The 26,809-nt window shown below is 38.7% G+C and carries 20 protein-coding genes and 1 pseudogene; 15 read left to right on the forward strand and 6 right to left on the reverse strand.

Features of this window, described 5'->3' with window-relative positions; all coding sequences use genetic code 11:
• Positions 1–71 precede the first annotated feature (71 nt).
• A complete protein-coding gene (locus tag DET49_RS04250; RefSeq protein ID WP_133546853.1) occupies positions 72–4,505 on the forward strand; it encodes a CusA/CzcA family heavy metal efflux RND transporter in 4,434 nt (1,477 codons plus the stop codon).
• Positions 4,506–4,526: 21 nt separating this feature from the next.
• On the forward strand, positions 4,527–5,738 hold the full coding sequence (locus DET49_RS04255) for an efflux RND transporter periplasmic adaptor subunit (RefSeq protein WP_133546854.1): 1,212 nt from the start codon (positions 4,527–4,529) through the stop codon (positions 5,736–5,738).
• 96 nt (positions 5,739–5,834) lie between these two features.
• Here the strand turns inward: DET49_RS04255 and DET49_RS04260 are convergent, their stop codons facing one another.
• Together DET49_RS04260 and galK are read right to left on the reverse strand one after the other, a co-directional pair.
• Positions 5,835–6,875 carry a UDP-glucose--hexose-1-phosphate uridylyltransferase gene (locus DET49_RS04260; RefSeq protein WP_133546855.1) on the reverse strand — a complete coding sequence of 347 codons (1,041 nt, stop codon included), beginning with the start codon at positions 6,873–6,875 and terminating at the stop codon, positions 5,835–5,837.
• Between the two features lie 10 nt (positions 6,876–6,885).
• Positions 6,886–8,103: a galactokinase gene (galK, locus tag DET49_RS04265; protein ID WP_133546856.1), complete on the reverse strand. Its 1,218-nt coding sequence runs from the start codon at positions 8,101–8,103 to the stop codon at positions 6,886–6,888.
• Positions 8,104–8,208: 105 nt separating this feature from the next.
• Between galK and DET49_RS04270 the strand changes: the two genes are divergently transcribed.
• The 4 genes from DET49_RS04270 to DET49_RS04285 all read left to right on the forward strand — a co-directional run bounded on the left by DET49_RS04270 (position 8,209) and on the right by DET49_RS04285 (position 12,391).
• Entirely contained in the window at positions 8,209–9,543 is a 1,335-nt protein-coding gene (locus DET49_RS04270; protein ID WP_133546857.1) for a sugar porter family MFS transporter, read from the forward strand.
• Between the two features lie 9 nt (positions 9,544–9,552).
• Positions 9,553–10,452 (forward strand): carbohydrate kinase family protein, encoded by a 900-nt coding sequence (locus DET49_RS04275; RefSeq protein ID WP_133546858.1) that lies wholly within the window; start codon positions 9,553–9,555, stop codon positions 10,450–10,452.
• Positions 10,453–11,063: 611 nt separating this feature from the next.
• Positions 11,064–11,591: a hypothetical protein gene (locus DET49_RS04280; protein ID WP_133546859.1), complete on the forward strand. Its 528-nt coding sequence runs from the start codon at positions 11,064–11,066 to the stop codon at positions 11,589–11,591.
• Between the two features lie 179 nt (positions 11,592–11,770).
• Positions 11,771–12,391 carry a DUF4403 family protein gene (locus tag DET49_RS04285; RefSeq protein ID WP_166636539.1) on the forward strand — a complete coding sequence of 207 codons (621 nt, stop codon included), beginning with the start codon at positions 11,771–11,773 and terminating at the stop codon, positions 12,389–12,391.
• On the opposite strand, the gene DET49_RS04290 is transcribed toward DET49_RS04285, so the two are convergent.
• Both DET49_RS04290 and gldJ read right to left on the reverse strand, forming a co-directional pair.
• The gene (locus DET49_RS04290) at positions 12,381–13,679 is read right to left on the reverse strand and encodes a UDP-N-acetylmuramoyl-tripeptide--D-alanyl-D-alanine ligase (protein WP_133546861.1); all 1,299 of its coding nucleotides are present in this window, start codon (positions 13,677–13,679) and stop codon (positions 12,381–12,383) included. The genes DET49_RS04285 and DET49_RS04290 overlap by 11 nt on opposite strands.
• Before the next feature lie 112 nt (positions 13,680–13,791).
• Positions 13,792–15,477, reverse strand: coding sequence for a gliding motility lipoprotein GldJ (gene gldJ, locus DET49_RS04295; RefSeq protein WP_133546862.1), 1,686 nt, complete (start codon positions 15,475–15,477; stop codon positions 13,792–13,794).
• Between the two features lie 423 nt (positions 15,478–15,900).
• Between gldJ and porV the strand changes: the two genes are divergently transcribed.
• The 9 genes and pseudogenes from porV to DET49_RS04340 all read left to right on the forward strand — a co-directional run bounded on the left by porV (position 15,901) and on the right by DET49_RS04340 (position 25,269).
• Positions 15,901–17,055 carry a type IX secretion system outer membrane channel protein PorV gene (gene porV, locus DET49_RS04300; protein ID WP_133546910.1) on the forward strand — a complete coding sequence of 385 codons (1,155 nt, stop codon included), beginning with the start codon at positions 15,901–15,903 and terminating at the stop codon, positions 17,053–17,055.
• 46 nt (positions 17,056–17,101) lie between these two features.
• Positions 17,102–17,620, forward strand: a pseudogene (gene cdd / locus DET49_RS04305) (cytidine deaminase); the annotation flags it as partial.
• A gap of 109 nt (positions 17,621–17,729) precedes the next feature.
• Positions 17,730–18,731, forward strand: coding sequence for a pyruvate dehydrogenase (acetyl-transferring) E1 component subunit alpha (gene pdhA / locus DET49_RS04310; protein ID WP_133546864.1), 1,002 nt, complete (start codon positions 17,730–17,732; stop codon positions 18,729–18,731).
• Positions 18,732–18,734: 3 nt separating this feature from the next.
• On the forward strand, positions 18,735–20,396 hold the full coding sequence (locus DET49_RS04315; protein ID WP_133546865.1) for a pyruvate dehydrogenase complex dihydrolipoamide acetyltransferase: 1,662 nt from the start codon (positions 18,735–18,737) through the stop codon (positions 20,394–20,396).
• A gap of 71 nt (positions 20,397–20,467) precedes the next feature.
• The gene (locus tag DET49_RS04320) at positions 20,468–21,445 is read left to right on the forward strand and encodes a M20/M25/M40 family metallo-hydrolase (protein ID WP_133546866.1); all 978 of its coding nucleotides are present in this window, start codon (positions 20,468–20,470) and stop codon (positions 21,443–21,445) included.
• Entirely contained in the window at positions 21,445–22,125 is a 681-nt protein-coding gene (locus DET49_RS04325) for an SDR family NAD(P)-dependent oxidoreductase (protein WP_133546867.1), read from the forward strand. Before DET49_RS04320 ends, DET49_RS04325 begins: the two co-directional genes overlap by 1 nt.
• 3 nt (positions 22,126–22,128) lie before the next feature.
• Positions 22,129–22,728: a SprT-like domain-containing protein gene (locus DET49_RS04330; RefSeq protein WP_133546868.1), complete on the forward strand. Its 600-nt coding sequence runs from the start codon at positions 22,129–22,131 to the stop codon at positions 22,726–22,728.
• A gap of 10 nt (positions 22,729–22,738) precedes the next feature.
• Positions 22,739–23,821: a mannose-1-phosphate guanylyltransferase gene (locus DET49_RS04335; RefSeq protein ID WP_133546869.1), complete on the forward strand. Its 1,083-nt coding sequence runs from the start codon at positions 22,739–22,741 to the stop codon at positions 23,819–23,821.
• A 5-nt stretch (positions 23,822–23,826) separates the two neighbouring features.
• Positions 23,827–25,269, forward strand: coding sequence for a DUF389 domain-containing protein (locus tag DET49_RS04340; RefSeq protein WP_133546870.1), 1,443 nt, complete (start codon positions 23,827–23,829; stop codon positions 25,267–25,269).
• Here the strand turns inward: DET49_RS04340 and DET49_RS04345 are convergent.
• Positions 25,266–26,030, reverse strand: a complete 765-nt coding sequence (locus DET49_RS04345; protein WP_133546871.1) for an ABC transporter ATP-binding protein — start codon at positions 26,028–26,030, stop codon at positions 25,266–25,268. The genes DET49_RS04340 and DET49_RS04345 overlap by 4 nt on opposite strands.
• Positions 26,030–26,767 (reverse strand): MlaE family ABC transporter permease, encoded by a 738-nt coding sequence (locus tag DET49_RS04350; protein WP_133546872.1) that lies wholly within the window; start codon positions 26,765–26,767, stop codon positions 26,030–26,032. Before DET49_RS04350 ends, DET49_RS04345 begins: the two co-directional genes overlap by 1 nt.
• Positions 26,768–26,809: the final 42 nt, after the last annotated feature.

The raw sequence follows: 26,809 nt of genomic DNA on the forward strand, positions 1-26,809 counted from the left end.
TTATCTATTTCCACCTGGAAATTAAGGTCTGCTCGGTTATTCAAAGCATTAATTGAATTAAATCTTTATTCATGATCAATAGAATCATTTCATTTTCTATCAATAATAAATTTATTATTGGTTTGCTCACCATGGCTCTTATAGGTGCCGGTATTTGGTCCATGTCTACCATAAATCTGGGCTCGGTGCCTGACATTACAAATAACCAGGTACAGGTTATCACACAGTCTCCTAACCTGGGGACCGAAGATATAGAGCAATTTGTTACCTATCCTGTAGAACTTTCTATGGGGAATCTACCAGGGGTTAAAGAAATCCGTTCCGTTTCACGGTTTGGCCTATCCGTGGTTACCATTGTCTTTAAAGATGATATGGGCACCTATCTTCCCAGGCAACTTGTTCAGGAAAAGCTCAACGAACTGGATCAGGCCATTCCTGATAAATTTGGGAGTCCGGCTATGGGGCCAATTTCAACGGGCTTGGGACAAATCTATGAGTATACAATCAAGCCAAAGAAAGGATTTGAAACTGAATATTCACCAATGGAATTACGGACCATTCAGGACTGGTTGGTCAAACGACAGCTAACGCTTTTGGAAGGTGTAGTGGAAGTAAATTCTTTTGGGGGTTTCATAAAACAATACGAGGTAGCGATCAATCCGGAGAAGTTGAATAGTATGGGGATAAGTATATCTGATGTATATGAAGCCCTTGCAAGAAACAACCTTAATACTGGTGGTGCGTATATCGAAAAAAATAGGATGGCTAATTTTATTCGTGGTGAAGGATTAATTCGTTCCCTGGATGATATAAGAAATATTTCCATAACCACGGAAGATGGCATTCCGGTAACCATTGGAGATGTTGCAGAAAAAGTTCATTTTGGAAACCAGGTCCGCTATGGAGCTTTCACCCAGGATGGAGAAGAAGCTGTAGGCGGGATCATTATGATGCTTAAGGGTGCCAATCCTAACGCGGTTATCCAGAGGGTAAAAGATCGAATGGAAGAGGTTGAAAAGTCCCTCCCTGAAGGCTTAACAATAGATGCCATAATTGACCGAAGTGAGTTAATAGAGAGAACTACAGATACGGTAAAAACCAATTTACTGGAAGGAGCACTAATTGTAATTTTTGCTCTTGTTTTACTGCTGGGAAGTTTAAGGGGAGGACTTATTACCGCCACCACTATTCCTCTATCGCTCCTCTTTGCTTTTATCCTTATGAAGCAATTTGGGGTGTGGGCCAACCTGATGAGTCTTGGTGCAATTGACTTCGGTATTATAATAGACGGGGCTGTAATTATTATTGAAGGTACCGTATACGAAATACAAAAAAGAATAAGGGCTGGGAAGAAAAAATTCAGTCAGCCTGATATGGATGAAGTCGCCTTTGAAGCTGGTAGTACTATGATGAGTTCAGCATTCTTTGGACAGATTATAATTCTTATTGTGTTTACTCCTATTCTTTTTCTTACCGGTGTGGAGGGAAAAATGTTTAAACCAATGGCATATACTTTTAGTTTCGCGATGTTGGGAGCCATACTTCTTTGCCTTACCTACGTTCCCATGATGGCTGCGCTATTAATGAAGCCTGTGCGAAATAAAAATCATTGGCTTGGAAAATTTGAACGGTGGCTGGAAAGAATAAGCGATAAAATTCTTGCCGGAGTTCAAAAGGTCTATTTGCCTTTACTAAGAGGGGCATTAAGGTTTAAATTGATCGTTATTGGCACAGCAGTTTTTTTACTTATTCTCACCGGATTTGTTTTTTCCAGAATGGGAGGAGAATTTGTTCCTCAACTCGATGAGGGAGATATTGCCATGCAGGCTTTAATACGTCCGGGAAGTTCTTTAACCGAGTCTATAGAAGTATCTAAAAGAATAGAGAATTTACTTTTAGAGCATTTTCCTGAAATCAAAACCGTTACAGCCAGAATTGGAGTAGCGGATATTCCAACGGATCCAATGCCTATGGATATAGCCGATATGTATCTAATCCTGGAAAAGGATAAGGATAAGTGGACCACGGCAGAAACCAAAGAAAAACTCATTGAGAAGATTAAACATAAGCTGAATGAGAATCTGACAGGAGTTAACCTGGTGTTTACCCAACCGGTAGAATTGCGATTTAACGAATTGCTTGAAGGTGTTAGAGAAGATATTGCTGTAAAGCTGTACGGTGAGGATCTGGATGTATTATCAGAAAAAGCACAGGAAATGGCAGAAATTATTCAGACGGTACCGGGCGCTGAAGATGTCAATGCTGAAAGGACTTCAGGATTACCGCAAATGACAGTGAAATTCAACAGGGATAAAATGGCCCAGTATGGACTGGATATCCAAAAGGTCAACGAGTATATAAGCACGGCATTTGCGGGAGGGACCGCAGGGGTGATTTTTGAAGGAGAAAAACGCTTTGATCTGGTGGTAAGATTTGGTGAAGATCATCGAAGGAATATAGATGATTTGCGTGGAATGTATATTGATCTTCCTAATGGGACCCAGGTTCCAATAAAAGAAGTGGCAAAGATTGAATATATGCCTGGACCTATGCAAATTTCAAGGGACAACACCTACAGAAGAACTTATGTAGGTGTAAATGCCCGTGGAAGGGATGTGGAATCTGTTGTTAAGGATATTCAACAAAAGCTGGATGCTCAGCTAAAGCTTCCACCAGGTTATTATATTTCTTATGGGGGAGAATTTGAAAATCTCCAAAGTGCAAAAGATAGGTTATTCATCGTTGTACCAATTGCATTATTCCTCATTTTCGTTTTACTCTATTTTGCATTGAAGTCTTTTTCCCAGTCGATAATGATTTATATGGCCATTCCACTGGCTGCCATTGGAGGTGTTTTTGCACTTTGGATACGAGGTATGCCTTTCAGTATTTCAGCCGGTGTTGGGTTCATTGTCCTCTTTGGAGTGGCTGTTTTAAATGGACTGGTACTGGTAAACAGGTTTAACTCCTTAAAAGAGGAAGGCGTAACGAGCATAAAAGACAGAATTTTTACAGGAACAAAGGAACGCATACGACCTATTATGTTAACAGCAACAACAGATATTTTCGGGTTTTTACCAATGGCCTTTTCCAGCTCAGCTGGTGCCGAAGTACAACAACCCTTGGCTACAGTAGTCATTGGAGGGATGCTTACGGCCACCTTACTTACATTACTTGTGCTTCCTGCATTGTATACTTTAGTAGAACGAAAAAGGGAAAATAAAGCACAAAATAAGCTTCATGCTTCCGGCTCTAGATCCTTAAATTCAATTTTGGTTGTAGGAGCTATCCTGGGAGGAACTTTCACGACAATGGCACAAATTGATCCTAAAATATATCCGGAGGTTTCAGGGGATAGTTTACAAAGGCTAAGCCTGGAAAAAGCCCGGGAGATGGCGATACAAAACTTTCCACAGTTAAAGGCCGCCCGGCTGGCAGTGGAAAAAGAGAAGGTATTGAGTAAAACCGCATACGATTTTGGCAGGACGCAAATTTTCACGGGAGAGGAAGAAGTTGGAGATGGTATGCAAGGGGTATACACCCCAATTGGTATCCAACAACAAGGGATAGATATCTTTGGAATTGTTCCCCGCTTAAAACTGCAAAAAGAAAGAATGAGGCTTGCAGAAAATGTTTTGGATCTAACCACCATTGGGATTAAACTTGAAGTGAGCAAGGCCTGGACCACTGTTTATACCAGGAAAAAGATCTATGAGGTTTATAAGAAAATGGACTCTGTTTTCGAAGATATTGAGAGGGCTGCAAGAATTAGGTATGAAACGGAAGCCACTTCCAAGTTGGAATACCTTGCCACAGCGAACCAGGGGAATGAAGTAAAAATTCAACTGGAGCAATCTTATCGAAATTACCAAAAAGCTCTACAGCAATTAAACCTTTGGTTTGTAAGCGATACACTTTACGATGTTGCCGATATGCCTGTAGAAACCTTGCAAAAGCCTTTCAACTTATTGATGGATTCCCTGGAGGATCATCCCAAGCTTCAGGTCTCTCAGCAAAGGGTAGAAGTGGCTAAGGCAATTACTAGAGAGAAAAAATCTGAATTCCTTCCAAAATTTCAGGGCCAATTTGCAAGACAAGAAATCAATGGGCAAGCTGGTTTTTATCAATACCAGGCAGGGATTCAAATTCCACTATTTTTCGGACCGGAATTAGGTCGTGCCCAGGAAGCAAAAATAAACCGAAAAATTGTGGAGCAGAATTTCCACCAGGATAAACTGGAATTAGAAACCGCATATAAAATGACGCGGGAAGAATACATTAAATGGAAAAATTCCTGGGATTATTATAATAATGAGGCACTTCCCCTGGCCAAAGAACAACAAGCAGGAGCTATACTTGCTTTTAAGGAAGGGGCAATAGATTATGTGACTTTTCTTCAAACGATAAGGAATGCTATTCGTGTTGAAGTACAGGCATGGGAGGCTTACAATGAGTACCTCAAAAGCCGATACCAACTTGAATATTACCTGCGCAATTCAAATTAAAAAAATAAGATATTAAACGATATGAAATCAAGAATATTAAATATACTGTTATTTACCTTCCTCATTATCCTGGTAGCTGGATGCAGAGAAAATTCAGGGGTAGAAAGCGAGAATACTGCGAAAATCAATCCCGAAAAAACAGAAGAAGGAGAGCATTCTGAAATGCCTCCGGTATATCTTTCGGAGTTGAAATTTAATAGTTTAGGTATTAAGACGGATACCTTAACTAAAAAAGCACTTACAGGGATCGTAGAAGCCAATGGTGAATTGGAAGTACCACCGCAATACGAAGCTACTGTTACTGCTATTTTAGGCGGGAATGTGACTTCCATTAAAGTTATTGAGGGAGATAAAGTGAAAAAAAATCAGGTGCTGGCTTATCTCTCCCATCCTACTTTAACGGCCATCCAGTCCGATTATATTAGTGCTTTCAGCAAAATGCAATTTCTAGAAAAAGAATTTGAAAGACAGAAACGCCTGTATGAAGCCCAGGTCGCCTCTGGAAAGAGCTTTCAACAAACGCAATCAGATTATCAATCTGTTCAAGGAGAAGTCCGAGCCTATGAGTCCCAATTACGCCAGTTAAATCTTAATCCGTCACGGGTTATCAATGGAGAGCTTTACGAGTATATTCCTGTGGTCAGCCCTATAGAAGGATACATCGAAAAGGTGATGGTACAGATAGGGCAGTATGTAGAGCCACAAACGAGTATGTTTATGGTAGTTGATAATGAACATGTGCACGCGGATTTGATGGTATTTGAAAAAGACATTCATAAAGTAAAAGAAGGGCAAAAAATCTCATTTACCTTAGAGTCAGTTCCGGGTAGTAATTTAACAGGAGAAATCTATTCGGTTGGAAAACAATTTGAAAAATCGCCAAAAGCAGTTCACGTTCACGCAGAGATCCAAAATAAAAAAAACTATCTCATTCCCGGCATGTACATTCAGGGTAAAATAAGGACCAATAGGGAGACCGTTACGGCCTTACCGGAAGAAGCGGTGATAGAGGAGGATGGGAAATCATACATTTTTACGGCACAGAAAAGCCATACAAATGATACCGTGGAGTGGAAGCTGGATCCCGTTGAAATACGAACGGGAATTACCGAAGATGGATGGGTAGAAATTAACCTCCTGGACCGCTTGCCAAAGGGTACTTTGATTGTATACAACAATGCATATTACTTAATATCAGAGATGCAAAAGAGCCAGGCCTCACACGCACATTAATATCATAGAATGAGCAAGTTTAAATAAGGCTTCGATTTTCTTTTATTGAATATGGGGTGGAATAGGGAATTAAAGGGTGCGCAATCAAAAGCAGGTTCAAGATTTTAAATAGTGAACATCAGATAATTCCTTTAAGTTATTAGCTGCTTGTTCTGCAGTAATATCGCGTTGTGGACCGGCAAACATTTCATAACCTACCATAAATTTCTTTACCGTGGCTGATCTTAATAGCGGTGGATAAAAACTCATATGAAAATGCCACTCCGGGTAATCTTTACCATTGGTAGGCATTTGATGAATGCCAGAGGAATATGGGAATGATGTTTCAAAGAGATTGTCATATTTTATGGTCAGTCTTTTTATAATATCAGCAAAAGCCTTTTCCTCTTCGCTATTTAACTGCCCTATATGCTGGTAATGATTTTTAGGGACTATCATTGCCTCATAGGGCCAAACTGCCCAATATGGAATTAAGGCAACAAAATGTTCGTTTTGAGCTAAAATTCGCTCGTCCAACTCCAGTTCCTGTTTTAAGTAATCGATTAATAAACTGCTATTGTTTTTTTTCCAGTATTCTTTAAAATGTTTCGATTTTTTTAGAATTTCAGTAGGAATTGATTTTTGCGACCATATTTGCCCATGAGGATGCGGGTTACTGCAACCCATCATTGCGCCTTTATTTTCAAAGATTTGAACGTAATTTATATGTTCCTTACTACCTAACTCCACATATTCCTTTTTCCAAAGACCTACCACTTTGGTTATATCTTCCACAGCCATAAGAGGTAAGGTAAGGGAATGATCTGGTGAGAAACAAACGACTTTACATATTCCTGTTTCACTTTCGGCCTTCAAAAGGCCATTTTCAAAATCCTTAGTAGGGCCATCGGGAAGAAGAGAAGGAAAGTCATTTTCAAAAGAATGAACCCCTTTATAATTAGGATTTGTTTCTCCACCAGCCCTGGAATTTCCGGGGCATAGATAGCAGTTAGGGTCGTGAGATTTACGTTTTTCCTGGTTATTTTTTTCAGTTTTTCCCTGCCATGGCCTTTTGGTTCGGTGGGGAGAAACTAAAATCCATTCTCCGGTTAAAATATTATATCTTCTATGGGGATGTTTGTTCAATTCCGTATTCATCTTTTTCGCTTTAAAATTTTGTAATTCGGGTTCCTTCGTCGGGGACTACAGTTATCGGTGTAAGGGTAATATTGAATTTCTCCTGATAAGCCTTTTTCACTTCTTCAAAATAATTTTCAATTTTATCTGATTCAATTAAATTAATAGTACAACCACCAAAGCCGCCACCCATCATCCGGGAGCCATAAATAAAATCTTTATCTTCAGCAAAATCTACTAGAAAATCCAGTTCTGGACAACTTACTTCGTACTGATACTGTAAACCTCTATGTGAGGCATACATTAATTCCCCAAGTGCTTTCAGATTCCCTTCTTGTAAAGCTTTTTCAGTTTTTAACACGCGTTCATTTTCATCTAAGACGTAATGGCAACGTTTTAAACTTTTAGGGCCAATTTCTTCTTTAAATTCCTCTAACATTTCAAAAGTTACCTGTCTAAGTGAACTTACTGCAGAATATTTTTGCTGAATTATTGCCACAGCATTTTCGCATTCCTGTCTACGGGTATTATATTCACTTTCGGCAAGGTTATGCGAAACATTAGTGTTTAAGAGGAGTAATTTACAATTTTGAATTTCAGCCGGAATAAATTCGGCTTCCAAAGAGTTACAATCCAATTTTATAAAATGGTTCCTTTTACTCATCACCGATGCAAACTGATCCATAATCCCACAGTTATTCCCCACGAAATTATTTTCTGCCTTTTGACTCAGCTTTACGATTTCCATTTGCGAGAGATTTAAATTGAATAATGAATTTAAACCACTTGCAAATCCACATTCCAGCGCTGCTGAAGAACTAATCCCTGCCCCAATAGGTAATTCACTGTTTATAATACAGTCAAAACCACTTAATTTTTTTTCGCATTTTTGAATTTCATCAAGGACGCCTAATAAATAATTTTCCCAGGAATTTTTACTTTTAGAAATTTGGTTCAGGTTGAATTCCGCATAGGTTTCAAAGGTTTCACTATAGATTCGGCACAAATTATCATGTGCGTTTTTCCTAAATTTAAAGTGAATTTTCTTGTCAATAGCCGAGGGCATTACAAAACCATGGTTGTAATCGGTATGTTCGCCAATGAGATTAATTCTTCCGGGGGAAGCAACCTTAACTTCAGCCTTAAAATTGTAAAAATCTTCAAGAATGTTGTTATAATTTTCAGCAGGTCTCAAACGTTTTTTTTTAAATAGATCTTCAAATATAATAAATGTAAAAACTACGTTCATTGATTTATCAGAAATCTTTTGATTTCAGCTTTATTCTTGAGAAATCACATTTGAGGATTGAAGAGTTGAAATTTATTCTTAGCTTAGATATTCATTTACTTTATTATGAGTAAAATTTTTGCCTGGTCAATCAGTGCTGCTTTAGCAGGTTTTCTTTTCGGATTTGACACCGTGGTTATTTCTGGGGCCGATAAACAGCTTCAGGAATTATGGGGAACCTCTGCTGCTTTTCACGGGTCCGTTGTGATGGCAATGGCCCTTTGGGGAACTGTAGTGGGTGCTATTTTTGGAGGGATTCCAACCAATAAATTCGGAAGAAAAAATACCCTTATCATAATAGGGGTGCTTTATCTTATCTCAGCCCTGGGTTCAGCCTTTGCCAATGATCCTGTCACCTTTGCCGTTTTTCGATTCATAGGGGGCTTGGGTGTTGGTGCCTCTACTATTGCAGCTCCTACCTATGTATCAGAAATTGCACCCCCAAAAGACAGGGGTAGGTTAGTATCCCTTTATCAGTTTAATATTGTTCTTGGTATCCTCATCGCTTATTTGTCGAATTACCTGCTGCGTGATACCGGCACCCAACCCTGGCGCTGGATGTTAGGTGTAGAAGCAATTCCGGCTTTTATCTATATCGTTTTTGTGGTGTTCATCCCCAGGAGTCCGCGTTGGCTTATTTCTAAATCCAGAAATGAGGAAGCGGCCCGGATACTTCAAAGTATCAACCCGGAAGGGGACCTTGAAAAACGGATGGTAGAAATTAAAAAACAATCAGAGCGCCAGATCACCGGGGAGAATATTTTTATAAGGAAGTATCGTTTTCCTTTAATTCTGGCGTTTTTGGTCGCATTTTTCAACCAGTTATCCGGAATAAACGCCTTTCTCTATTACGCTCCCAGGATTTTTGAATCGGCCGGCTTAGAGGCCAATACGGCCTTACTAAGTAGTATAGGTATCGGGGTGGTCAATTTACTTTTCACCATACTTGGGGTTTTTCTAATTGACCGGGTAGGTAGGAAAAAATTAATGTTTGTGGGATCTATAGGATATATCATTTCTCTTTCCCTGGTAGCTGCTGCATTCTTTCTGGATTGGGGCGGACTCTGGGTACCTATTTTCCTGTTCCTGTTTATCGCGGCGCACGCCATAGGACAGGGAGCGGTAATTTGGGTGTTTATTTCTGAAATATTCCCGAACCACCTCAGAGCCTCCGGGCAGGCCTTTGGTTCGTCTACGCACTGGGTGCTGGCTGCGATTGTACCTTCTTTAGTTCCGGTACTTTTCACCAGCATTGGTCCTGGGTATGTATTTGGCTTTTTCGCCTTTATGATGATACTACAACTGATCTTTGTCATTTTTATGATGCCAGAGACCAAAGGAAAAACCCTCGAGCAGCTCGGAGAAGAATTATCTATAGGAAGAGAAAATAAATTCACCTAAAGAATATAAATGCTAAACATACAACCAACTGCCGTATGCTTCGGCGAAATATTATATGATATTTTTCCTGATATGGAAAGAATTGGAGGCGCACCGCTTAATGTAGCCTCCAGATTATCCGAATTAAGAATGTCTACAGAATTGCTTAGCAAAGTAGGAGATGATGAAAAAGGCGAGAAACTGATTTCTTACCTGAAATCAAAAAATATCAAGACAGAAAATATAACCAGGGATCCTCAGTACCCTACGGGAGTGGTAAATGTAACTTTATCTGCGAGCGGCTCGGCTACTTACGAGATAAAACACCCCGTAGCCTGGGATAAAATTCAAGTTTCAGAGGCGATGAAGAATTCGGTACACAAAGCGGATGCTTTTATCTTCGGAAGTTTGGTCTGTCGCGACGAAATCAGTCGAAAAGCCCTTTTCGAACTTTTACCAAAGGCAAAATATAAGATTTTCGATATTAATTTACGTCCCCCATATTATAACAAAGAAGTTTTAGTGAACCTCATGGATCAGGCAGATTTTATAAAATTCAATGATGACGAATTATTTGAAATCGCTCAAATGCTCGGTTCACCTTATAATTCACTTGAACAAAACCTTCAATACCTTTCTGAAAAGACCAATACAAGAAGCATTTGTGTCACTAAAGGTCGACATGGCGCGGTATTGCTAAAAGATAATAAGCGTTATTACAACAGTGGTTTTAAGGTTCAGGTAAAAGATACAGTAGGCGCGGGAGATTCATTTTTAGCCAGTCTAATCGCAGGATTATTAAAAGGAGAAGAGCTGCAAAATACATTAGATTTTGCCTGTGCAGTTGGAGCACTCGTAGCAGGGGAAGAAGGTGCGAATCCTGAAATACCTATAACTACAATCGAAAAATTTATGTTTCCCAAGCCCTAATTAAAATAGGAACAACAAAAATATTTAGAGGGAAATTTATCATAGAGGGTATTGCTATAATTAGGAAGTGATAAGTGGTTCCTAGGCCTTGTAGCAATTTTCCCTTCTTGTAACTTTTAGGCGGCGGATATTTAAAAATTCTCCTTTAATAAAAGGTCATAGAGGACTCAAATAAAAAATGCCGGCTACGCAAAAACCAAACAGACCCTACTCAATCTAGTTTTCTGCAACCGGCATTATTATAATACCATCGGTAATAAGAGCAAATACAGACCTATTTCTTCTTATGTGTACCGAAATTAGGCCTTTTGTTACTTTCTATTTTACGGGTTTCCGTAAGGGCTAATACATTTCTTTGGTTTGCAGGGCATTAAAACTTTAATTTTTTGAAAAAAATTATGTAATTATCACAATTCTCTTGCTTTTCCAGGATAAGGAAATAGATCTCTAGTCATAGAAGATTAGCAGGGTGTACTGCAAGGGTGCAACGAATATTTTTACAAAAGTTAAAGTTTTGTATTTCAGTAAATTAGGGTGAAAATACCCTTTTGAAATGAGTAATGGTTTTATAATTTTACCTGATAATTTTTTAACCATTAAATGTTCGTGTGATGAAAAGTTTTTTTAAACTCCACTTAGCCCCCTATGTAATGATATTTTGCCTTTTAGTAGGATGTAATGAGGATGCGGTAGATCAGGGCCAAGAAGAAGAGTTTATAAAGGCTCAGATTAACGGGGAAGCCTTTTTGGTAGATCGTGCCAGGGGAATAATTTCCTGCCAAAAACATTTGAATGACTATGGGGGAATAGACCTTGTAGTGAATGTGGAGACTATGGAAGGAGAAATTATGTCCTTTCATATCAGCGATTATACGGGTCCAAAAAATTATATTTTTGGAAATAATGTATTTAATAAAAGCTGGATTAGGTACGGAGTACTGAATTCTCCGGGAGACTGGTATGCGATGGTGGAAAATAAGCAGGTTCAGACTATTTTACCTTATATAGAAATTCTTAAGGATAATGGAAATTATATTAATGGTAATTTTGAATTCGAGGCCCATAATACTATCGATAATTCGATTAAAATGGTAAGGGATGGTAATTTTAATTTCAAAATAGCTTCTGAATTAGAGTAAAATCAATTGCTATGAAAAATGGAAGCGTCTGAAACTAATGTTTTTAAGGCGCTTGTTTTTATTATTACATTTTTATACATAATTGATCTTTCTGGAATTTAAATTTATTTAACTGCGTTTTCGGATTATTTAAGCTTAAATAACTTAAGTTGTATATGCTAACTACTGAAAACTTACTTATGAATAAACTATTAGATCAGGACAATATAAAACTCAATTTACCGGTAAAACTAAGTTACCGGGTTTTAGAAAATGTGCTTCGGGAAAAATTAGTTGGAGAACAAATAGGAATGGAAGATTCCAAGGGTATGGTTAAAAACTATGCTGAAGTACTTGGCGCAGATCTTGGGAAAAGCCAGGAAGCTAATTTTGATATCACCCTTAACTTAAAACTAAAGACACTTACTTCGCTTTTTAAGAATAAGGAAGTTAGTTTGTTGATTCATTTTTCCTTGGGGTTCAATGAGGTAGAACAAGTGATAGATATAAAAGAATTTGAGCTGGAAGGCCAGAGTAAAAACTGGCTTGTTGATAATTCCCTGGAGACCCTCGCCAATACCCTGATTTACAATAAGGTTAAAAATAAGATGAAGTTAGATCTTAAGCCTCATATAAATGAACACTTAAGCAAAGCCAATCAAAAGCTTGAAAACGAAATGGAGACCGCGCCGGGAGTCTTTCTCTCCGGGAACGTAAATACATTAAAAGTGACCGAAATCATACCGGGCGATTCTTTAATATTGATTTTACTTGAAATAAGCGCTTACGGATTTATTGATGTAAAAGAAATTAAGTTGTAGGTTCAAACACCTCCATGATTTTTTCTAAAGCCATTGCTCTTGAGCCTTTAATAAGAATACTGCAATTTTTTAGTTCCGCTAAATAAATATGATTTTTGATGGTTTCGGTATTATCAAATTTTATGATATTTGGTTTGTTGGTTGTAGTTTTTCCAAATTGTTTGCCTACCAGATAAACTTCTGAAATATCAGCATTTTCCAGGAAGTTTACGATGACCTGATGTTCTGTTTCTGAGGAAGGACCAAGTTCTCCCATATCTCCTAAAATTACAATTTTGTCGTTATCGGTTTTTAAATTTTGAAAATGCTGTAAGGCCGCCATCATACTTGTTGGATTGGCGTTATAGGCATCAAGATAAATTTTGTTTGAGTTCCGTTCTATAACCTGTGACCGATTATTAGAAGGTTTATAGGTTTCTATTGCTTCCTTAATCTCGTTAAATGGGACCTTAAAATACAAACCAATACATAATGCGGCCGCCATATTTTTGGCATTGTAACTGCCACTCAACTGACTTTTAAAATTAGTTTCATTAAAGATCAATTCGGCGGAATCTGTAGTATCAGGATAATCTATTTTGACCTGTGCCTTTCTATTACTTCCGAAGCTAAAGTTGTGTTTATAATTCATTTCCAATCTTTGGACGTCATCATCAAGATTTAGGAATATTAATTTCTTGTTTTCCTTTAAATGCCGGTATAATTCGGTTTTTGCCTGGATAACTCCGTCCAGACTACCAAAGCCTTCTAAATGTGCCTTTCCGAAATTAGTGATGAAACCATAATCAGGCAATGCTATATTAGCCAGGAACTCTATCTCGCCGGGATGGTTCGCGCCCATCTCAATTAAACCTATTTCAGTTTCCCCGTCCATAGCTAAAATACTAAGTGGGACCCCGATATGGTTGTTAAGATTGCCTAGAGTCGCTGTAACCGTATATTTCCTGGAAAGGACGCGGTGAATTAGCTCTTTGGTGGTTGTTTTTCCATTACTACCTGTGATTCCAATTATGGGAATTCCCAGGAATTTTCTATGGAATTTTGCCAGGCTTTGTAGTGCCTCAAGTGTATTTTTTACAAGGATGTATTCTTTATTATTTAATGCAGCTTCTTTGTGATCTACAACAGCGCAAATTGCTCCCTTTGCTATGGCCTCGGTGGCGAATTCATTACCATTGAAACTTGTTCCTTTTAAAGCGAAGAAAATGCTTCCTGGTTTAATGTTTCTGGTATCGGTAGAGATTCCTGTACTTACCAGAAATCTTTCATGAATTATTGCTGTTTTCATATAGTGTGTTTTTTAAGCCTCATTAAAATCATTCACTTGCATTAAAATAAAGCTATAAAAAAAGCCCTAAACGAATAGGGCTTTTATCATATTTTTAAGGAGGTAAGATTTTTTAGTTTCTCGCTTCTTTATTGGTATCTAAGGATTTTGAACCAACTCTGGACATCGCATTTCTGAATCCAATATAGTCAGTAGCCATGCCTTGTGGCCAGTATCTTCTTTGGGCGGGGTCTAACCAATAGGCGCGATCTCTCCAGGAACCTCCTTTGTAAACTCTAACTTCATCGCTAATAAGGGTAGTCCTGTCCTGGGTATCATATCCACGGGTTGCCACCCCGGTTGTATCTGCTGCATCCACATTATAAGTTGGTGAGTTATACATACGTTGGGAATCATCTTCAATTTCCTGAAATGACTGGTAATATCGGGAGGAGCGCTTATCCCCATCTCTAAAATTACGCTGGTCACTATCGGTATAGTTAGTGCGCATATAAGTATCTTCTTCAGTCACTGCGACCTGTGCAATATCTCCGGGGAAGGATCTTGCGACTAGTTTTCCGGTTGCCAGGGTATCAAATTCAATATCCTCTATGCCAACTATCTTTATGGTTCCATCTTCGTTAATTGCATGTTTGGTATAAATATTACCTCTGTAGTAATTGAAATCGTTAAATTCATCATCAACAATGGGTCGGTAGACATCAGCAACCCATTCTGCAACATTTCCTGCCATATCATAGAGGCCAAAATCATTCGGAGCATAAGATTTCACCTCTGCGGTTATATCGGCACCATCATCACTCCAACCAGCTATCCCGCCGTAATCTCCATCGCCCTGTTTGAAATTGGCTAATTGATCCCCCTGTTCTTTTACATCACCTGAGCGGGTGTACTGACCATCCCAGGGGTATTTTTTTCTTCCTCGGTATAAGTTATAATCCCTGATTCCTACTAAGGCAAGGGCTGCATACTCCCATTCTACCTCGGTAGGCAACCTGTATTCTGGTAACAGAACCCCATCTTTTCTTTGAACATAGGTCTGTCCACCTAGCGCATTTCCTTCTGCATCTGTGTTTTGATTTTCAATCATTTCTTGAGATTCATCTCCACCCTGGCTTATTTCGGTATTTCCGCCATAAACCTGGCTTGGGGCATTCAGGTAAGTTTCGGTATCAAAGGTGGTTCCTGCATCCACGTCGGTTAAGCGGGCTCCTTCTTTGATATAACCACCTTCCTCTAATAAAAGTTCGTTTACCCTGTCTGTTCTCCACTTACTGAATTCTACGGCCTGTACCCAGCTAACTCCAACAACCGGATAATTAGCATATGCAGGATGACGTAAATAGTTGTTAACCATGGTTTCATTATACCCAAGGCGATTTCTCCATACAAGGGTATCTGGAAGTGCACCATAGTAAATATTGCGGAAGTTCTCCTGAGTAGGCGGAAATACCTTTTTTAACCAATCCAGGTATTCCATATACATCATATTGGTAACTTCAGTTTCATCCATATAAAAGGACTGTACATGCTGCTGTGTTGGCGAGTTGTTCCAGTCGTGCATAACATCGTCCTGGACCTGTCCCATAGTAAAAGTTCCTCCTTCTATAAAAACAAGGCCCGGCCCGGCCTCCTGTTCTTCATAATCTGTGTTATACTGAAATCCGCCTTCCTCTGAATTAATGTCCCATCCTGTAGCTCTAGAAGTATCTTCATAGTCGCGGGAATTATTACAGCTTATTAAACCAACGCTAAAAACGAGGGTTAAAAAGGCTCTAAAAGCAATATTGATTCTCATATTCATCATCTCTTTTGGTAGAAATATTAGGCTCTGCAATATAGTAATTAACGCTAAAAGTACAAGTTTATTTTATGTTGTCTCAATGGCTGGTTTTTTCTTTAAAACCCTTATTTCTTAGGTTTTAGAAAGTGTAAAGTTTCTTGAAACCTCCTGCTTAACGTCTTGTCACTATCTATTTTGAGCAGGGAAGCAGCAAAATTAAATGATTTTTATTTAATTAGAGCTTACTGTGCTTAAAAAAGTAGCAAAATCAAATTCATACAATATTTGAGCCATTTTATAGTTAGTATAAATCAGCCCTGAATTTTAATACTTGTGTTTAGAAGATTACTAAACGCAAACCCTCTCAAATTATTTTAAACTGAAGGTCTTTTCTTAACAAGATTATTAGTATATATTTGTTAATCATTAATTAATATGATGAAAAAAATTACATATTTATTGCTCGGGTTGATTTTAGGCTCTCAGTTTGAAATGAATGCCCAGGATGAAAGGGATAGGGTAATCACTACTGCAGTCCCTTTTTTGCTTGTAGCTGCCGATGCAAGGGGCGCTGGAATGGGTGATCAGGGGGTGGCCACGTCTGCTGATGTATTTTCTCAGCAATGGAATCCTGCTAAATATGCCTTTGCTCCCAGTGAACATGGGGTAGGGGTTTCCTATACTCCATATTTAAGTAATATTGTAAGTGATATTTTTCTTGGTAACATTAGTTACTACCAGAGAATTAGTGATAGAAGTGCTTTTGCTTCGAGCTTGCGCTATTTTAGCCTGGGAAGTATAGAAAGACGTTCTACTATAGAACAGGCACCTTTAGTGGTGAATCCTAATGAGCTTACTTTTGATCTTTCTTATTCTTTACGTCTGAGTGAAAACCTCTCTATGGCTGTAGCCGGTCGATATTTGCATTCAGATCTTGGTTTGCAGGATGACCAAGACCTGGGAGCGGCAAATAGTTTTGGAGTCGATGTAGCGGCTTATTATCAAAGTGATCAAATGGTTTTTTCTGGTTTTGATGGGGTCTGGAAAGCTGGGGCCAATATTGCCAATATCGGTCCTAAGATGAAATACGAAGATGCAGGCCAGGAAAATTTCATCCCGACTAATTTTAAAATAGGAACCGGTTTTGATTTTATATTTGATATAGAAAACCGTTTAGGAGCCTATCTTGAATTCAATAAACTTTTAGTTCCTACTCCAAAGGATTTTAACAATGATGGTGAAATTGACGCTGAAGATGAAGCTCAGTATAATGATATTGGAGCAATAGAAGGAATATTTACTTCCTGGAGTGATGCACCGGGTGGTTTTGGGGAGGAACTTCGAGAGGTGACCTGGGCCCTAGGTGCTGAATATATGTATCGCAATGCCTTTGCATTTCGCGCCGGTTATTTTAGTGAAAGTCTAACAAAGGGATCCAGGAGATTTGCTTCTTTTGGAGCGGGCTTTAAATATGAACAGGTGAATATAGATATTTCGTATTTATTTTCGACCTCACCAGTTCCGAGTCCTTTAGAAGGAACACTTCGTTTTGGTTTAACCTTTAATTTTGGTGATCAATATCCTGTTTATTAAATTACATTCCCTAAAGAAGTGTTTAATTTAATATTTACTCCCTGAAAGGTTTCTGTTATCTTTCCCTTCCAATAAAAAAACTATGAAACCATTTGAAGTTACCACCAGTTTTGAGGTTTATGATTCTCTGGAAGAATTGCCGCAGGCTATCCAACATTTGATGAAAAAAGCAATTGTGGCTCGTGATAAAGCCTATGCGCCTTACTCTCAATTTAAAGTCGGAGCTGCCATGGCATTAAATAATAATGAAATTATTTGCGGCAGTAATCAGGAAAACGCTTCTTACCCTTCAGGTTTATGCGCGGAGCGTACCGCGATTTATTATGCCGGGGCGAGTTTTCCAGAAGCGATCATTCAGAATATTGCCATTTCTGCCAAATCTATGCGGCATAAAGTGGAAGCTCCGGTGCCTCCTTGTGGTGCCTGCAGGCAAGCCTTAGTAGAATACGAGGTGAAACAGGGTGCTGAAATTGCTGTATATTTTATGGGGGAGCGGGGCCAGGTTATGAAGGCGAATTCTATAAAAGATTTGCTACCTTTAATTTTTGATAATTCCGTCTTATAAAGTTTTCGTTATTTTTTGCTTAAAAACTGTTTTCCATTCTTATTGAAAATAGTATTTTTGTTATCCGTCCGGCAAATGCTATCTGTCTGGCCTAAAATTAATAAGTTAAATGAAGAAAGTAACAAAAGCCACGTATTTAAAGTGGTACGAGGATATGCTGTTTTGGCGTAAATTTGAAGATAAACTTGCGCAAGTTTATATTCAGCAGAAAGTAAGAGGTTTTTTGCATTTATATAATGGGCAGGAAGCTATCCTGGCAGGTGCCCTTCATGTAATGGACCTGGAAAAGGATAAAATGATTACGGCCTATCGTAACCATGTGCAGCCAATAGGTTTGGGAGTAGATCCCAAAAGAGTCATGGCAGAACTTTATGGTAAGGCTACCGGGACTTCCCAAGGTCTAGGTGGTTCTATGCATATTTTCTCTAAAGAGCATAATTTTTATGGAGGCCATGGTATTGTAGGGGGGCAAATTCCTCTTGGTGCCGGCCTTGCTTTTGCAGATAAATATTTTAAGCGCGAAGCAGTAACACTTACATTTTTAGGAGATGGTGCTGCCAGACAAGGTTCTCTTCACGAAACTTTAAATATGGCCGTGAAATGGAATTTACCGGTAGTTTTCTGTGTAGAAAATAACGGGTATGCAATGGGAACATCTGTAGCTCGAACTTCTAAGGGTACTGATATCTGGAAATTGGGTAATGGTTATGAAATGCCCTGTGGACCTGTAGATGCCATGGATCCTATAAAAGTGGCAGAAGCTTTGGATGAGGCCATTAAGAGGGCTAGGAAAGGGGATGGGCCTACATTTTTAGAAATGAAAACCTACCGTTATCGCGGTCACTCGATGAGTGATGCTCAAAAATACAGAACAAAAGAAGAAGTTGCGGAATATCAGGAATTAGATCCAATTACTAAGGTGTTGAATGTAATTAAGGATAAAAAGTATGCTTCAGAAGATGAAATAAAAGAGATCAACAAGCGCGTTAAGGATAAAGTATCTGAATGTGAGAAATTTGCTGAAGAGTCAGATTTCCCGGAAAAGAGCGTAATGTATGATGTTGTTTACGAACAGGAAGATTATCCGTTTTTAGCACATAAACCTCAGTAAATTATGGCAGAAGTAATCAATATGCCGCGTTTGAGCGATACCATGGAAGAAGGTGTTGTTGCAAAGTGGTTAAAGCAGAAAGGTGATAAAATTGAAGAAGGAGATATCCTTGCCGAGATTGAAACCGACAAGGCTACCATGGAATTTGAATCCTTTTATGAAGGTACTTTACTTCATATAGGTATCGAAGAAGGGGAAACCGCTCCTGTAGATACTTTACTTGCTATAATTGGTGAGGAAGGAGAAGATATTTCGGAATTACTCAATGGTGATAAGGGTGCTGAAAAGGACCAGAAGAAAGAGAAAAAAGAAGATAAGTCAGATGCTGATGATGATCAGGATGAGCCGGAAGATGAAGCGGAGAGCGATGGGGATAGTGATGACGGAGAAATTCCTGAAGGTGTAGAAATTATCACCATGCCACGTCTTAGTGATACTATGGAAGAAGGTACTGTTGCTTCCTGGTTGAAAAAAGAAGGCGATAAAGTTGAAGAAGGAGATATTCTTGCTGAAATCGAAACCGATAAGGCAACAATGGAATTCGAATCTTTCTATGATGGGACCTTGCTTAAAATTGGTCTTGAGGAAGGGGAAACTGCCAAAGTTGATAGCCTGCTGGCAATTATTGGGCCGGAAGGAACAGATGTCTCTAAAATTTCATTAGATGGAAAGTCTAAGAAGAAATCTTCAGATAAAACGGATAAGAAAGAAGAGAAATCTGATAAAAAGGAAGAGGGTAACTCATCTCCCAAAAAATCTTCAGATTCATCTAAGGATGGCGGAAGAATTTTTGCTTCTCCCTTAGCCAAGAAAATGGCTGAAGACAAGGGTGTAGATCTTTCAGATGTCAAAGGAAGCGGCGGCAACGGTCGGATCGTAAAAAAAGATATCGAAGATTATAAACCATCAGAAAAAGCAGCTGAATCCAAAGAAGTAAAAGAAGATAATGCTGCTGCGCTACAAACCTATGTACCTGCTGGGGAGGAAAGCTTTGAGGAAATTAAAAATTCTCAAATGCGTAAGACTATTGCTAAAAGATTAGGAGAATCTAAGTTTAATGCACCGCATTACTACCTAACTATAGAGGTAGATATGGCAAATGCAATGGCCTCGAGAAAGCAAATTAATGAAATGCCCGACGTGAAGGTTTCCTTTAACGACATGGTAATTAAAGCAAGTGCGATGGCACTTCGTAAACATCCTCGTGTCAACAGCCAGTGGACAGGTGAATCTACAAAGATTGCCAAGCATATTCATATGGGTGTTGCCGTGGCTGTAGAAGAAGGTCTGGTAGTTCCTGTTTTAAAATTTGCTGATCAAATGTCTATGACCCAAATCGGGAATAATGTAAAGGATGTCGCCGGTAAAGCCAGAAACAAGAAATTGCAGCCAAAGGACATGGAGGGAAGCACTTTTACCGTATCCAACCTTGGAATGTTTGGAATTGTTGAATTTACCAGTATCATCAATCAGCCAAACTCTGCAATCCTTTCTGTAGGAACTATCGTTGAAAAACCTGTGGTGAAAGATGGACAAATAGTGGTAGGAAATACCATGAAATTAACCCTTGCCTGTGACCACAGAACCGTAGACGGTGCAACGGGAGCAGCCTTTCTGAAAACACTTAAAACGTACCTGGAAAACCCGGTAACCATGTTAGCGTAGAGTTCAGTTACTTAAAAATAACTAAATATTAAAATCCCGCACTCTTGCGGGATTTTTTTATCTTTAACGGTATGAGAAAAATCACATTAAATTTTAGCTTATTAGCCTCGGTTCTGCTTGTTTCAGCCTGCGGAAATTCCCAATCTGTTCAAACTGCCGCGCCGGTGCAAACCAGTTTAAACACCAATATTCAGCAAGGAGATGTTGAGGAATTACTGAATTATCTGTCTTCAGACGAATTAAAGGGGCGGCAAACCGGTACGGAAGGTATTGAAATGGCCGCACAAAAAATTGAAGGTATTTTTGAGCAAAGCGGGGTTCAGGAATATTTTGACTCTTACAGGCATAATTTTAAAATTGACGGTGTAGAAGGATTTAATATAGTAGGTATGCTGGAAGGTAACGATCCTCAGCTTAAAGATCAATTTATTATCCTGGGTGCACATTATGATCACATTGGGGTTCAAAAGGCCATTGAAGGCGATTCAATTGCTAATGGCGCTAATGATAATGCTGCAGGTACCGTAGCGGTAGTAGAACTTGCCAAAAAACTTGCTGAAATTGATGATAATAAACGCAGCATAATGTTTGTATTATTTTCGGCTGAAGAAATGGGACTTCAGGGCGCGAAAAAAATTGCAAAAAGACTAAAGGAAGATGACTTGGACCTATACACGCTATTTAATTTTGAAATGATTGGTGTTCCTATGAAGGATAAAGATTACCTTGGTTATCTTACCGGTTATGAAAACTCTAATTTTGCTGAGAAATTCAATGAGTATTCAGGAAAGAAAGTGCTTGGATTTTTACCACAAGCCCAAGAATATAACCTTTTTAAAAGAAGTGATAATTATCCTTTTTTCGAGCAATTCAATGTGCCGGCGCAAACAATTTCTACCTTTGATTTTACCAATTATAATTATTATCATCACGTGGCGGATGAAGCTGAAAAGCTTAATGTAGGGCATATGAAGAATGTTATCGAAAGTGTGATTCCAGGAATTCTTAAAATGGCGAATACCCCTGAAAAGGAAATAAAATTAAATTGATGAAAAATATAGTCATAACAGGAACAAGTCGGGGAATTGGTTATGAAATGGTGAAGATTTTTGCCGAAAAAGGACATAGAGTTTTGGCGCTTTCTCGAAATGATCAACCTGTTTCTCAATTGAATTTAGAGCATGTAAAAACAATTTCCTGCGATTTGTCAAAAGAGTCGGATCTACAAAAAGTTTCCGTTTTTATTTCAAAACAATGGAAACAGGTAGATGTTTTAATAAACAACGCGGGGGCCTTAATCAATAAGCCTTTTGAAGAAATTTCAGCAAATGAATTCCATCAAATTTATAGCACTAATGTATTTGGGGTAATTGGATTAACTCAAAAATTGTTGCCTTTTATGCAACAGACCTCACATGTGGTAAATATTAGTACGATGGGAGGGGTTCAGGGTAGTGTAAAATTCCCTGGGCTTTCGGCTTATAGTTCCAGTAAAGCTGCAGTGATTACTTTGACCGAACTTTTGGCTGAAGAGTATAAGGAAAAAGGCCCTTCATTTAATGTTTTGGCACTGGGTGCTGTACAGACTGAAATGCTGGAAGAAGCATTTCCAGGTTTAAAAGTACCACTTTCTGCAAAAGATATGGCGGAATATATAGCAAGCTTTAGTCTGACAGGGCATAAATTTTATAATGGTAAATTGTTGCAGGTATCTAATAGTACGCCATAGCTAATGAGAGAAATTCTTGATAGATATATTCCTGAACGAGCGGTTCCTACTGTTTTTGAAATGATAAGGACTAATAACGTGCATTTAAAAATTGTGAACGAGCGCAAAACCAGGCACGGGGATTACCGAAGGATGCCTAATGGTGCCCAACAGATTACCGTGAATGCTAATTTAAATAAATACCGTTTTTTAATTACTTTGGTTCATGAAATCGCTCATTTACTGGCTTTTGAAAAATTTGGAAGACAAATAAAACCTCATGGTCAGGAATGGAAGTTTACTTTCAGGGAACTCATGTTGCCTTTTATACGACCGGAGATTTTTCCTGCAGTATTACTTCCAGTGATTGCGCAGCATTTTAGAAACCCCAAAGCCAGTAGTGATACTGATGCAAAATTATCGGTTGCCCTTAAAAGTTTTGATCCTGAAAATGATAAAAATTATATTTTTGAAATTCCTCTTGGAGGAACCTTTAGAATTTATAATGGTAAAACATTTAAAAAAGGAGAGAGAAGAATAAAACGCTACGAATGTCTTGAATTGGATACGGGTAAGGTTTATTTATTTCAACCCAATGCGGAAGTAGAATTACTTAAAAATTAATTCCTTTTTTATGAAGAATACAAATCATTATGCAATACTGATGGCTGGTGGAATTGGTTCCAGGTTTTGGCCAGTGAGCACCACGCAGTATCCAAAGCAATTTCAGGATATTCTTGGGGCCGGGTCAACACTGATCCAAACTACTTTCCATCGCTTGACCAAGTTGATGCCGACGGAAAACATTATAATTCTCACCCATAAAGATTATAAGGAGCTCGTGAAAGAACAACTTCCGCAAGTAGAGGATAAGCAAATTGTTCTTGAGCCCGAAATGCGTAATACAGCGCCCAGTATCTTACTTGGCGCCTTAAAAATCAAGAAAAAGAATAAAGATGCGTTAATTCTTGTCGCTCCTAGTGATCACTGGATTCAGGGAGATCTTGATTTTCAGGAAAATATTGAAGAAGCTTTTACTATTGTGGCAGCAGAGGACAAATTAATAACCCTGGGCATAGAACCTACTTTTCCCAATACAGGATATGGTTATATCAAGTATAAAAAAGAAAAGGGAGCGGGGGCGAAGCCCGTCTTGAAATTCACGGAAAAACCTTCCTTTAAAAAGGCAGAGACTTTTCTGGAAGAAGGGAATTATCTTTGGAATGCTGGAATTTTTATTTGGAGTGCGAATTTCATTCTGGAAAGCTTTAAGAAGTATCATCCGGAAACTTTCAGACTTTTTGAAAGGGGAAATGATTTTTATAACACGGCAAGGGAGCAGGCATTTTTGGATGAAAATTATCATAAAACACAGAATGTTTCTATAGATTATGCCATTTTGGAAAAGTCTGATAGCGTTTACGTGATTCCTGCTAAATTTAAATGGAATGATTTAGGAACCTGGAAATCCCTGGAAGATGAATTACCCCAGGATGAACAGCAGAATACCATGGTCAACGGCCGGTTGATGCCGGTTAATGCAACTGGTAATATCATTAAAACCCAGAATAACAAAGCTGTGATTTTAGATGGCTTAAACGATTTTATCGTGGTAGACAATGATAAGGTGTTGCTAATTACCCCAAAGGATAAAATACAAGAGATAAAGGCGCTTCGCGAAAAAGCAATTGAAGAATTTGGAGAAGATTTAGGCTAAACTGTATGGATAGTAATCAGAATCCTGGGACGAATCAATCCCTGAAAACGCAGGATAAACAAGAAGCTATAGGCGCCAACGCACAGGGAATTTGGGAAAGTATAAAAGCACTGGTGAAAGAGCTTTTGGAAATCCGGCACGATACCGACAGGGAGTCTACAGTAGAAGCAGTGAAGAAAGATATTTCCTTTAAAGGACACAATGCGTGGATTCTTATTTTTTCAATTTTCGTAGCTTCTATTGGGCTTAATGTGAGTAGTACGGCCGTTGTGATCGGAGCAATGCTAATCTCGCCCTTAATGGGGCCTATTGTAGGCGTGGGAATGTCCGTTGCCATAAATGATGTACTTACCCTTAGAAAATCGTTTATAAACCTCGGTTTGATGGTAGGTCTAAGCGTACTTACCGCTTATATTTATTTTCTAATCTCACCGGTAAAAGAAGAAACTCCAGAACTTATTGCCAGGACTTATCCCACGATTTTGGATGTTTTAGTAGCTATTTTTGGTGGTTTGGCTCTTATTGTGGCTAAAACGAAGAAGGGAACCATAGCCAGTGTCATTCTTGGGGTTGCCATTGCCACCGCTCTTATGCCACCATTATGTACGGTAGGGTACGGTCTGGCCATTGGAAACTGGTCCTATGCAGGTGGTGCCTTATATCTTTTTTCCATTAATGCTGTATTTATTGCACTTTCTACATTTGTAGTCACCAAAGTGCTCGGTTTTCCCCTGGTGAAATATGTGAACAGTAAAAAGCGTCGAAGGACCGCTCAAATAGCCTCCACCATAGCGGTAATTGTAATGATCCCCAGTGTGATTTTATTTGTTTTCCTGCTCCAGGAACAATTATTTGAATCCAAAGCCAAGGAGTTTATATCTGATGTAATGAGATACGAAGGGACGGAGACTATAAAATCTTCATACGACTATAACGAAAAAAGTATCGAAGTTTATTTAATAGGAAACCGTGTACCACAAGCTATAATTTCAAACTGGCAACAGCAACTGAATGAATTTGAAGCCTTAAAGGAATCGGAATTAATTATACACCAGGGAGCAGATCCCAGCGGGACATTGGATCAGCTTTCCACCCAGGTTAGAAGTGGTATCCTTGAAGATCTTTATATGAAGAATCAGGAACTTATTGAGGATAAGGATGAAAAAATAGCACTATTAGAAAATGAAATTTCGAAATATCGTGGCCAGGGTTTTTCATTCTTGGATTTAAGTCAGGAAGCGAAAATCAACTATGAGGGTATAGAGGAGTTAGGCTATTCAAACCTTATTACCACGAACTTTTCAAAAACAGATACCATTCCCACCTTTACCGTTGGTTGGAAAAATAATTTAAAAACCAGCCAGATTGCTGAGCAAAAGCAGCGTTTTGAACGATGGCTAAAAGTTCGATTAAAGCTGGATACCCTCCAGGTGCGATCCGTTAATTAAAGTTCTTTTTGTTGGGCTTCTCTTACTTTTTGGAACAGGTTTGAGGAGTATACAAAATCGGTTACGGCTTCATCATCGGTTTGGAAAATTTGTGATTTATCTCCTTTCCATACTAAAACGCCGTCTTTTAAGAAGGCGATTTTTTCTCCAATTTCCAGAACAGAGTTCATATCGTGGGTAATAATTATTGTGGTGATATCATATTCGTGAGTGATTTCCTGAATCAGATTATCTATTACCGTCGCTGTTTTAGGATCCAGTCCAGAGTTGGGTTCGTCACAAAAAAGGTATTTTGGCCGGTTTACTATCGCACGTGCTATAGAAACCCTTTTTTGCATTCCCCCACTAATCTCTGAAGGCATTTTTTTCTCCGAACCATCAAGATTGACACGTTTTAGAACCTCTTTTACGCGTTCCAGGTTTTCCTTTTTCTTCTTTTTGGTAAACATCCTTAAGGGGAATAGAACATTCTCTTCCACGGTCATGGAGTCAAAAAGTGCACCGCCCTGAAAAACCATTCCTATTTGTTTGCTAAGATCTTTTTTTTCATCTTCAGTAAATTCCGTATATGGTTTCCCATCATACTTTATTACTCCTTTCTCCGGAGTGAATAGCCCCAGTAAACATTTTAAAAGCACACTTTTTCCGGAGCCGGATTGCCCGATAATGAGGTTGGTTTTACTTTTTTCGAAAGTAAAATCGATTCCCTTTAAGACCTCCTCACCATCAAATGCTTTATGTAAATTTTCTACTTCTATCATTAACTTAGTAATAATTGGGTTACTGCGTAATTTGTAATAATAATAACCACGCTGGTCCAGACAAAAGATGTGGTACTGGCCTGACCAACTTCCAGGGCGCCGCCTTTCATATAATACCCGTGATAAGCCGGAACGGTTGCCAGGATAAAAGCAAATAAAAATGTCTTAATAAAAGCATATACGAGATGAAAGGGAATGAAATCCTCCTGAAGGCCCTGTACAAAAATATCGGGAGGTACAAAACCGCCCATAACTGCCGCTGTATAAGCGCCAAGAATCCCCAGAAACATAGAAATCGCAATCACGAACGGGTAGAATAACATCGCTATGATTTTGGGAAAAATCAGGTAATTGAGAGAATTTATTCCCATGACCTCAAGAGCATCAATTTGTTCCGTTACGTTCATAGAGCCTATACTAGAGGTGATATAAGACCCAACTTTCCCTGCCATGATAATGGAGATAAAGGTAGGTGCGAATTCCAGAATTATAGATTGCCTTGCAGCATATGCCACCAGCGATTTGGGAATTAGCGGGTTATTTAAGTTAAGGGCAGTTTGTAAAGCCACTACGGCTCCAATAAAAAAGGATAAAAAAGACACAATTCCCATGGAGCCAATGATCAGGTCATCTAATTCTTTAAGGATTAAGCCCCTTAAAACCGATCCTTTCGTCATTCTGTGAAAGGTCCCCTTCAGCATTAAAAAATATTCCCCAATGGAGTGTAGATAGTTCATTAAGCAATTTTTGTAAAGCTAAAATACTAAAAAATTACTCCA

The organism is Salegentibacter sp. 24 (assembly GCF_004362395.1).
Taxonomy (GTDB): Bacteria; Bacteroidota; Bacteroidia; order Flavobacteriales; family Flavobacteriaceae; genus Salegentibacter.

What these genes read in the sequence shown, in the direction of transcription:
- DET49_RS04255 (WP_133546854.1), top strand. Translation starts at nt 4,527, where the DNA reads ATGAAATCAAGAATATTAAATATACTGTTATTTACCTTCCTCATTATC.
- DET49_RS04345 (WP_133546871.1), bottom strand. Translation starts at nt 26,030, where the DNA reads ATGATAGAAGTAGAAAATTTACATAAAGCATTTGATGGTGAGGAGGTC.
- gldJ (WP_133546862.1), bottom strand. Translation starts at nt 15,477, where the DNA reads ATGAGAATCAATATTGCTTTTAGAGCCTTTTTAACCCTCGTTTTTAGC.
- DET49_RS04335 (WP_133546869.1), top strand. Translation starts at nt 22,739, where the DNA reads ATGAAGAATACAAATCATTATGCAATACTGATGGCTGGTGGAATTGGT.
- porV (WP_133546910.1), top strand. Translation starts at nt 15,901, where the DNA reads ATGAAAAAAATTACATATTTATTGCTCGGGTTGATTTTAGGCTCTCAG.
- galK (WP_133546856.1), bottom strand. Translation starts at nt 8,103, where the DNA reads ATGAACGTAGTTTTTACATTTATTATATTTGAAGATCTATTTAAAAAA.
- DET49_RS04280 (WP_133546859.1), top strand. Translation starts at nt 11,064, where the DNA reads ATGAAAAGTTTTTTTAAACTCCACTTAGCCCCCTATGTAATGATATTT.
- DET49_RS04330 (WP_133546868.1), top strand. Translation starts at nt 22,129, where the DNA reads ATGAGAGAAATTCTTGATAGATATATTCCTGAACGAGCGGTTCCTACT.
- DET49_RS04285 (WP_166636539.1), top strand. Translation starts at nt 11,771, where the DNA reads ATGAATAAACTATTAGATCAGGACAATATAAAACTCAATTTACCGGTA.
- DET49_RS04315 (WP_133546865.1), top strand. Translation starts at nt 18,735, where the DNA reads ATGGCAGAAGTAATCAATATGCCGCGTTTGAGCGATACCATGGAAGAA.
- DET49_RS04350 (WP_133546872.1), bottom strand. Translation starts at nt 26,767, where the DNA reads ATGAACTATCTACACTCCATTGGGGAATATTTTTTAATGCTGAAGGGG.
- DET49_RS04270 (WP_133546857.1), top strand. Translation starts at nt 8,209, where the DNA reads ATGAGTAAAATTTTTGCCTGGTCAATCAGTGCTGCTTTAGCAGGTTTT.
- DET49_RS04320 (WP_133546866.1), top strand. Translation starts at nt 20,468, where the DNA reads ATGAGAAAAATCACATTAAATTTTAGCTTATTAGCCTCGGTTCTGCTT.
- DET49_RS04340 (WP_133546870.1), top strand. Translation starts at nt 23,827, where the DNA reads ATGGATAGTAATCAGAATCCTGGGACGAATCAATCCCTGAAAACGCAG.
- DET49_RS04275 (WP_133546858.1), top strand. Translation starts at nt 9,553, where the DNA reads ATGCTAAACATACAACCAACTGCCGTATGCTTCGGCGAAATATTATAT.
- pdhA (WP_133546864.1), top strand. Translation starts at nt 17,730, where the DNA reads ATGAAGAAAGTAACAAAAGCCACGTATTTAAAGTGGTACGAGGATATG.
- DET49_RS04325 (WP_133546867.1), top strand. Translation starts at nt 21,445, where the DNA reads ATGAAAAATATAGTCATAACAGGAACAAGTCGGGGAATTGGTTATGAA.
- DET49_RS04260 (WP_133546855.1), bottom strand. Translation starts at nt 6,875, where the DNA reads ATGAATACGGAATTGAACAAACATCCCCATAGAAGATATAATATTTTA.
- DET49_RS04250 (WP_133546853.1), top strand. Translation starts at nt 72, where the DNA reads ATGATCAATAGAATCATTTCATTTTCTATCAATAATAAATTTATTATT.
- DET49_RS04290 (WP_133546861.1), bottom strand. Translation starts at nt 13,679, where the DNA reads ATGAAAACAGCAATAATTCATGAAAGATTTCTGGTAAGTACAGGAATC.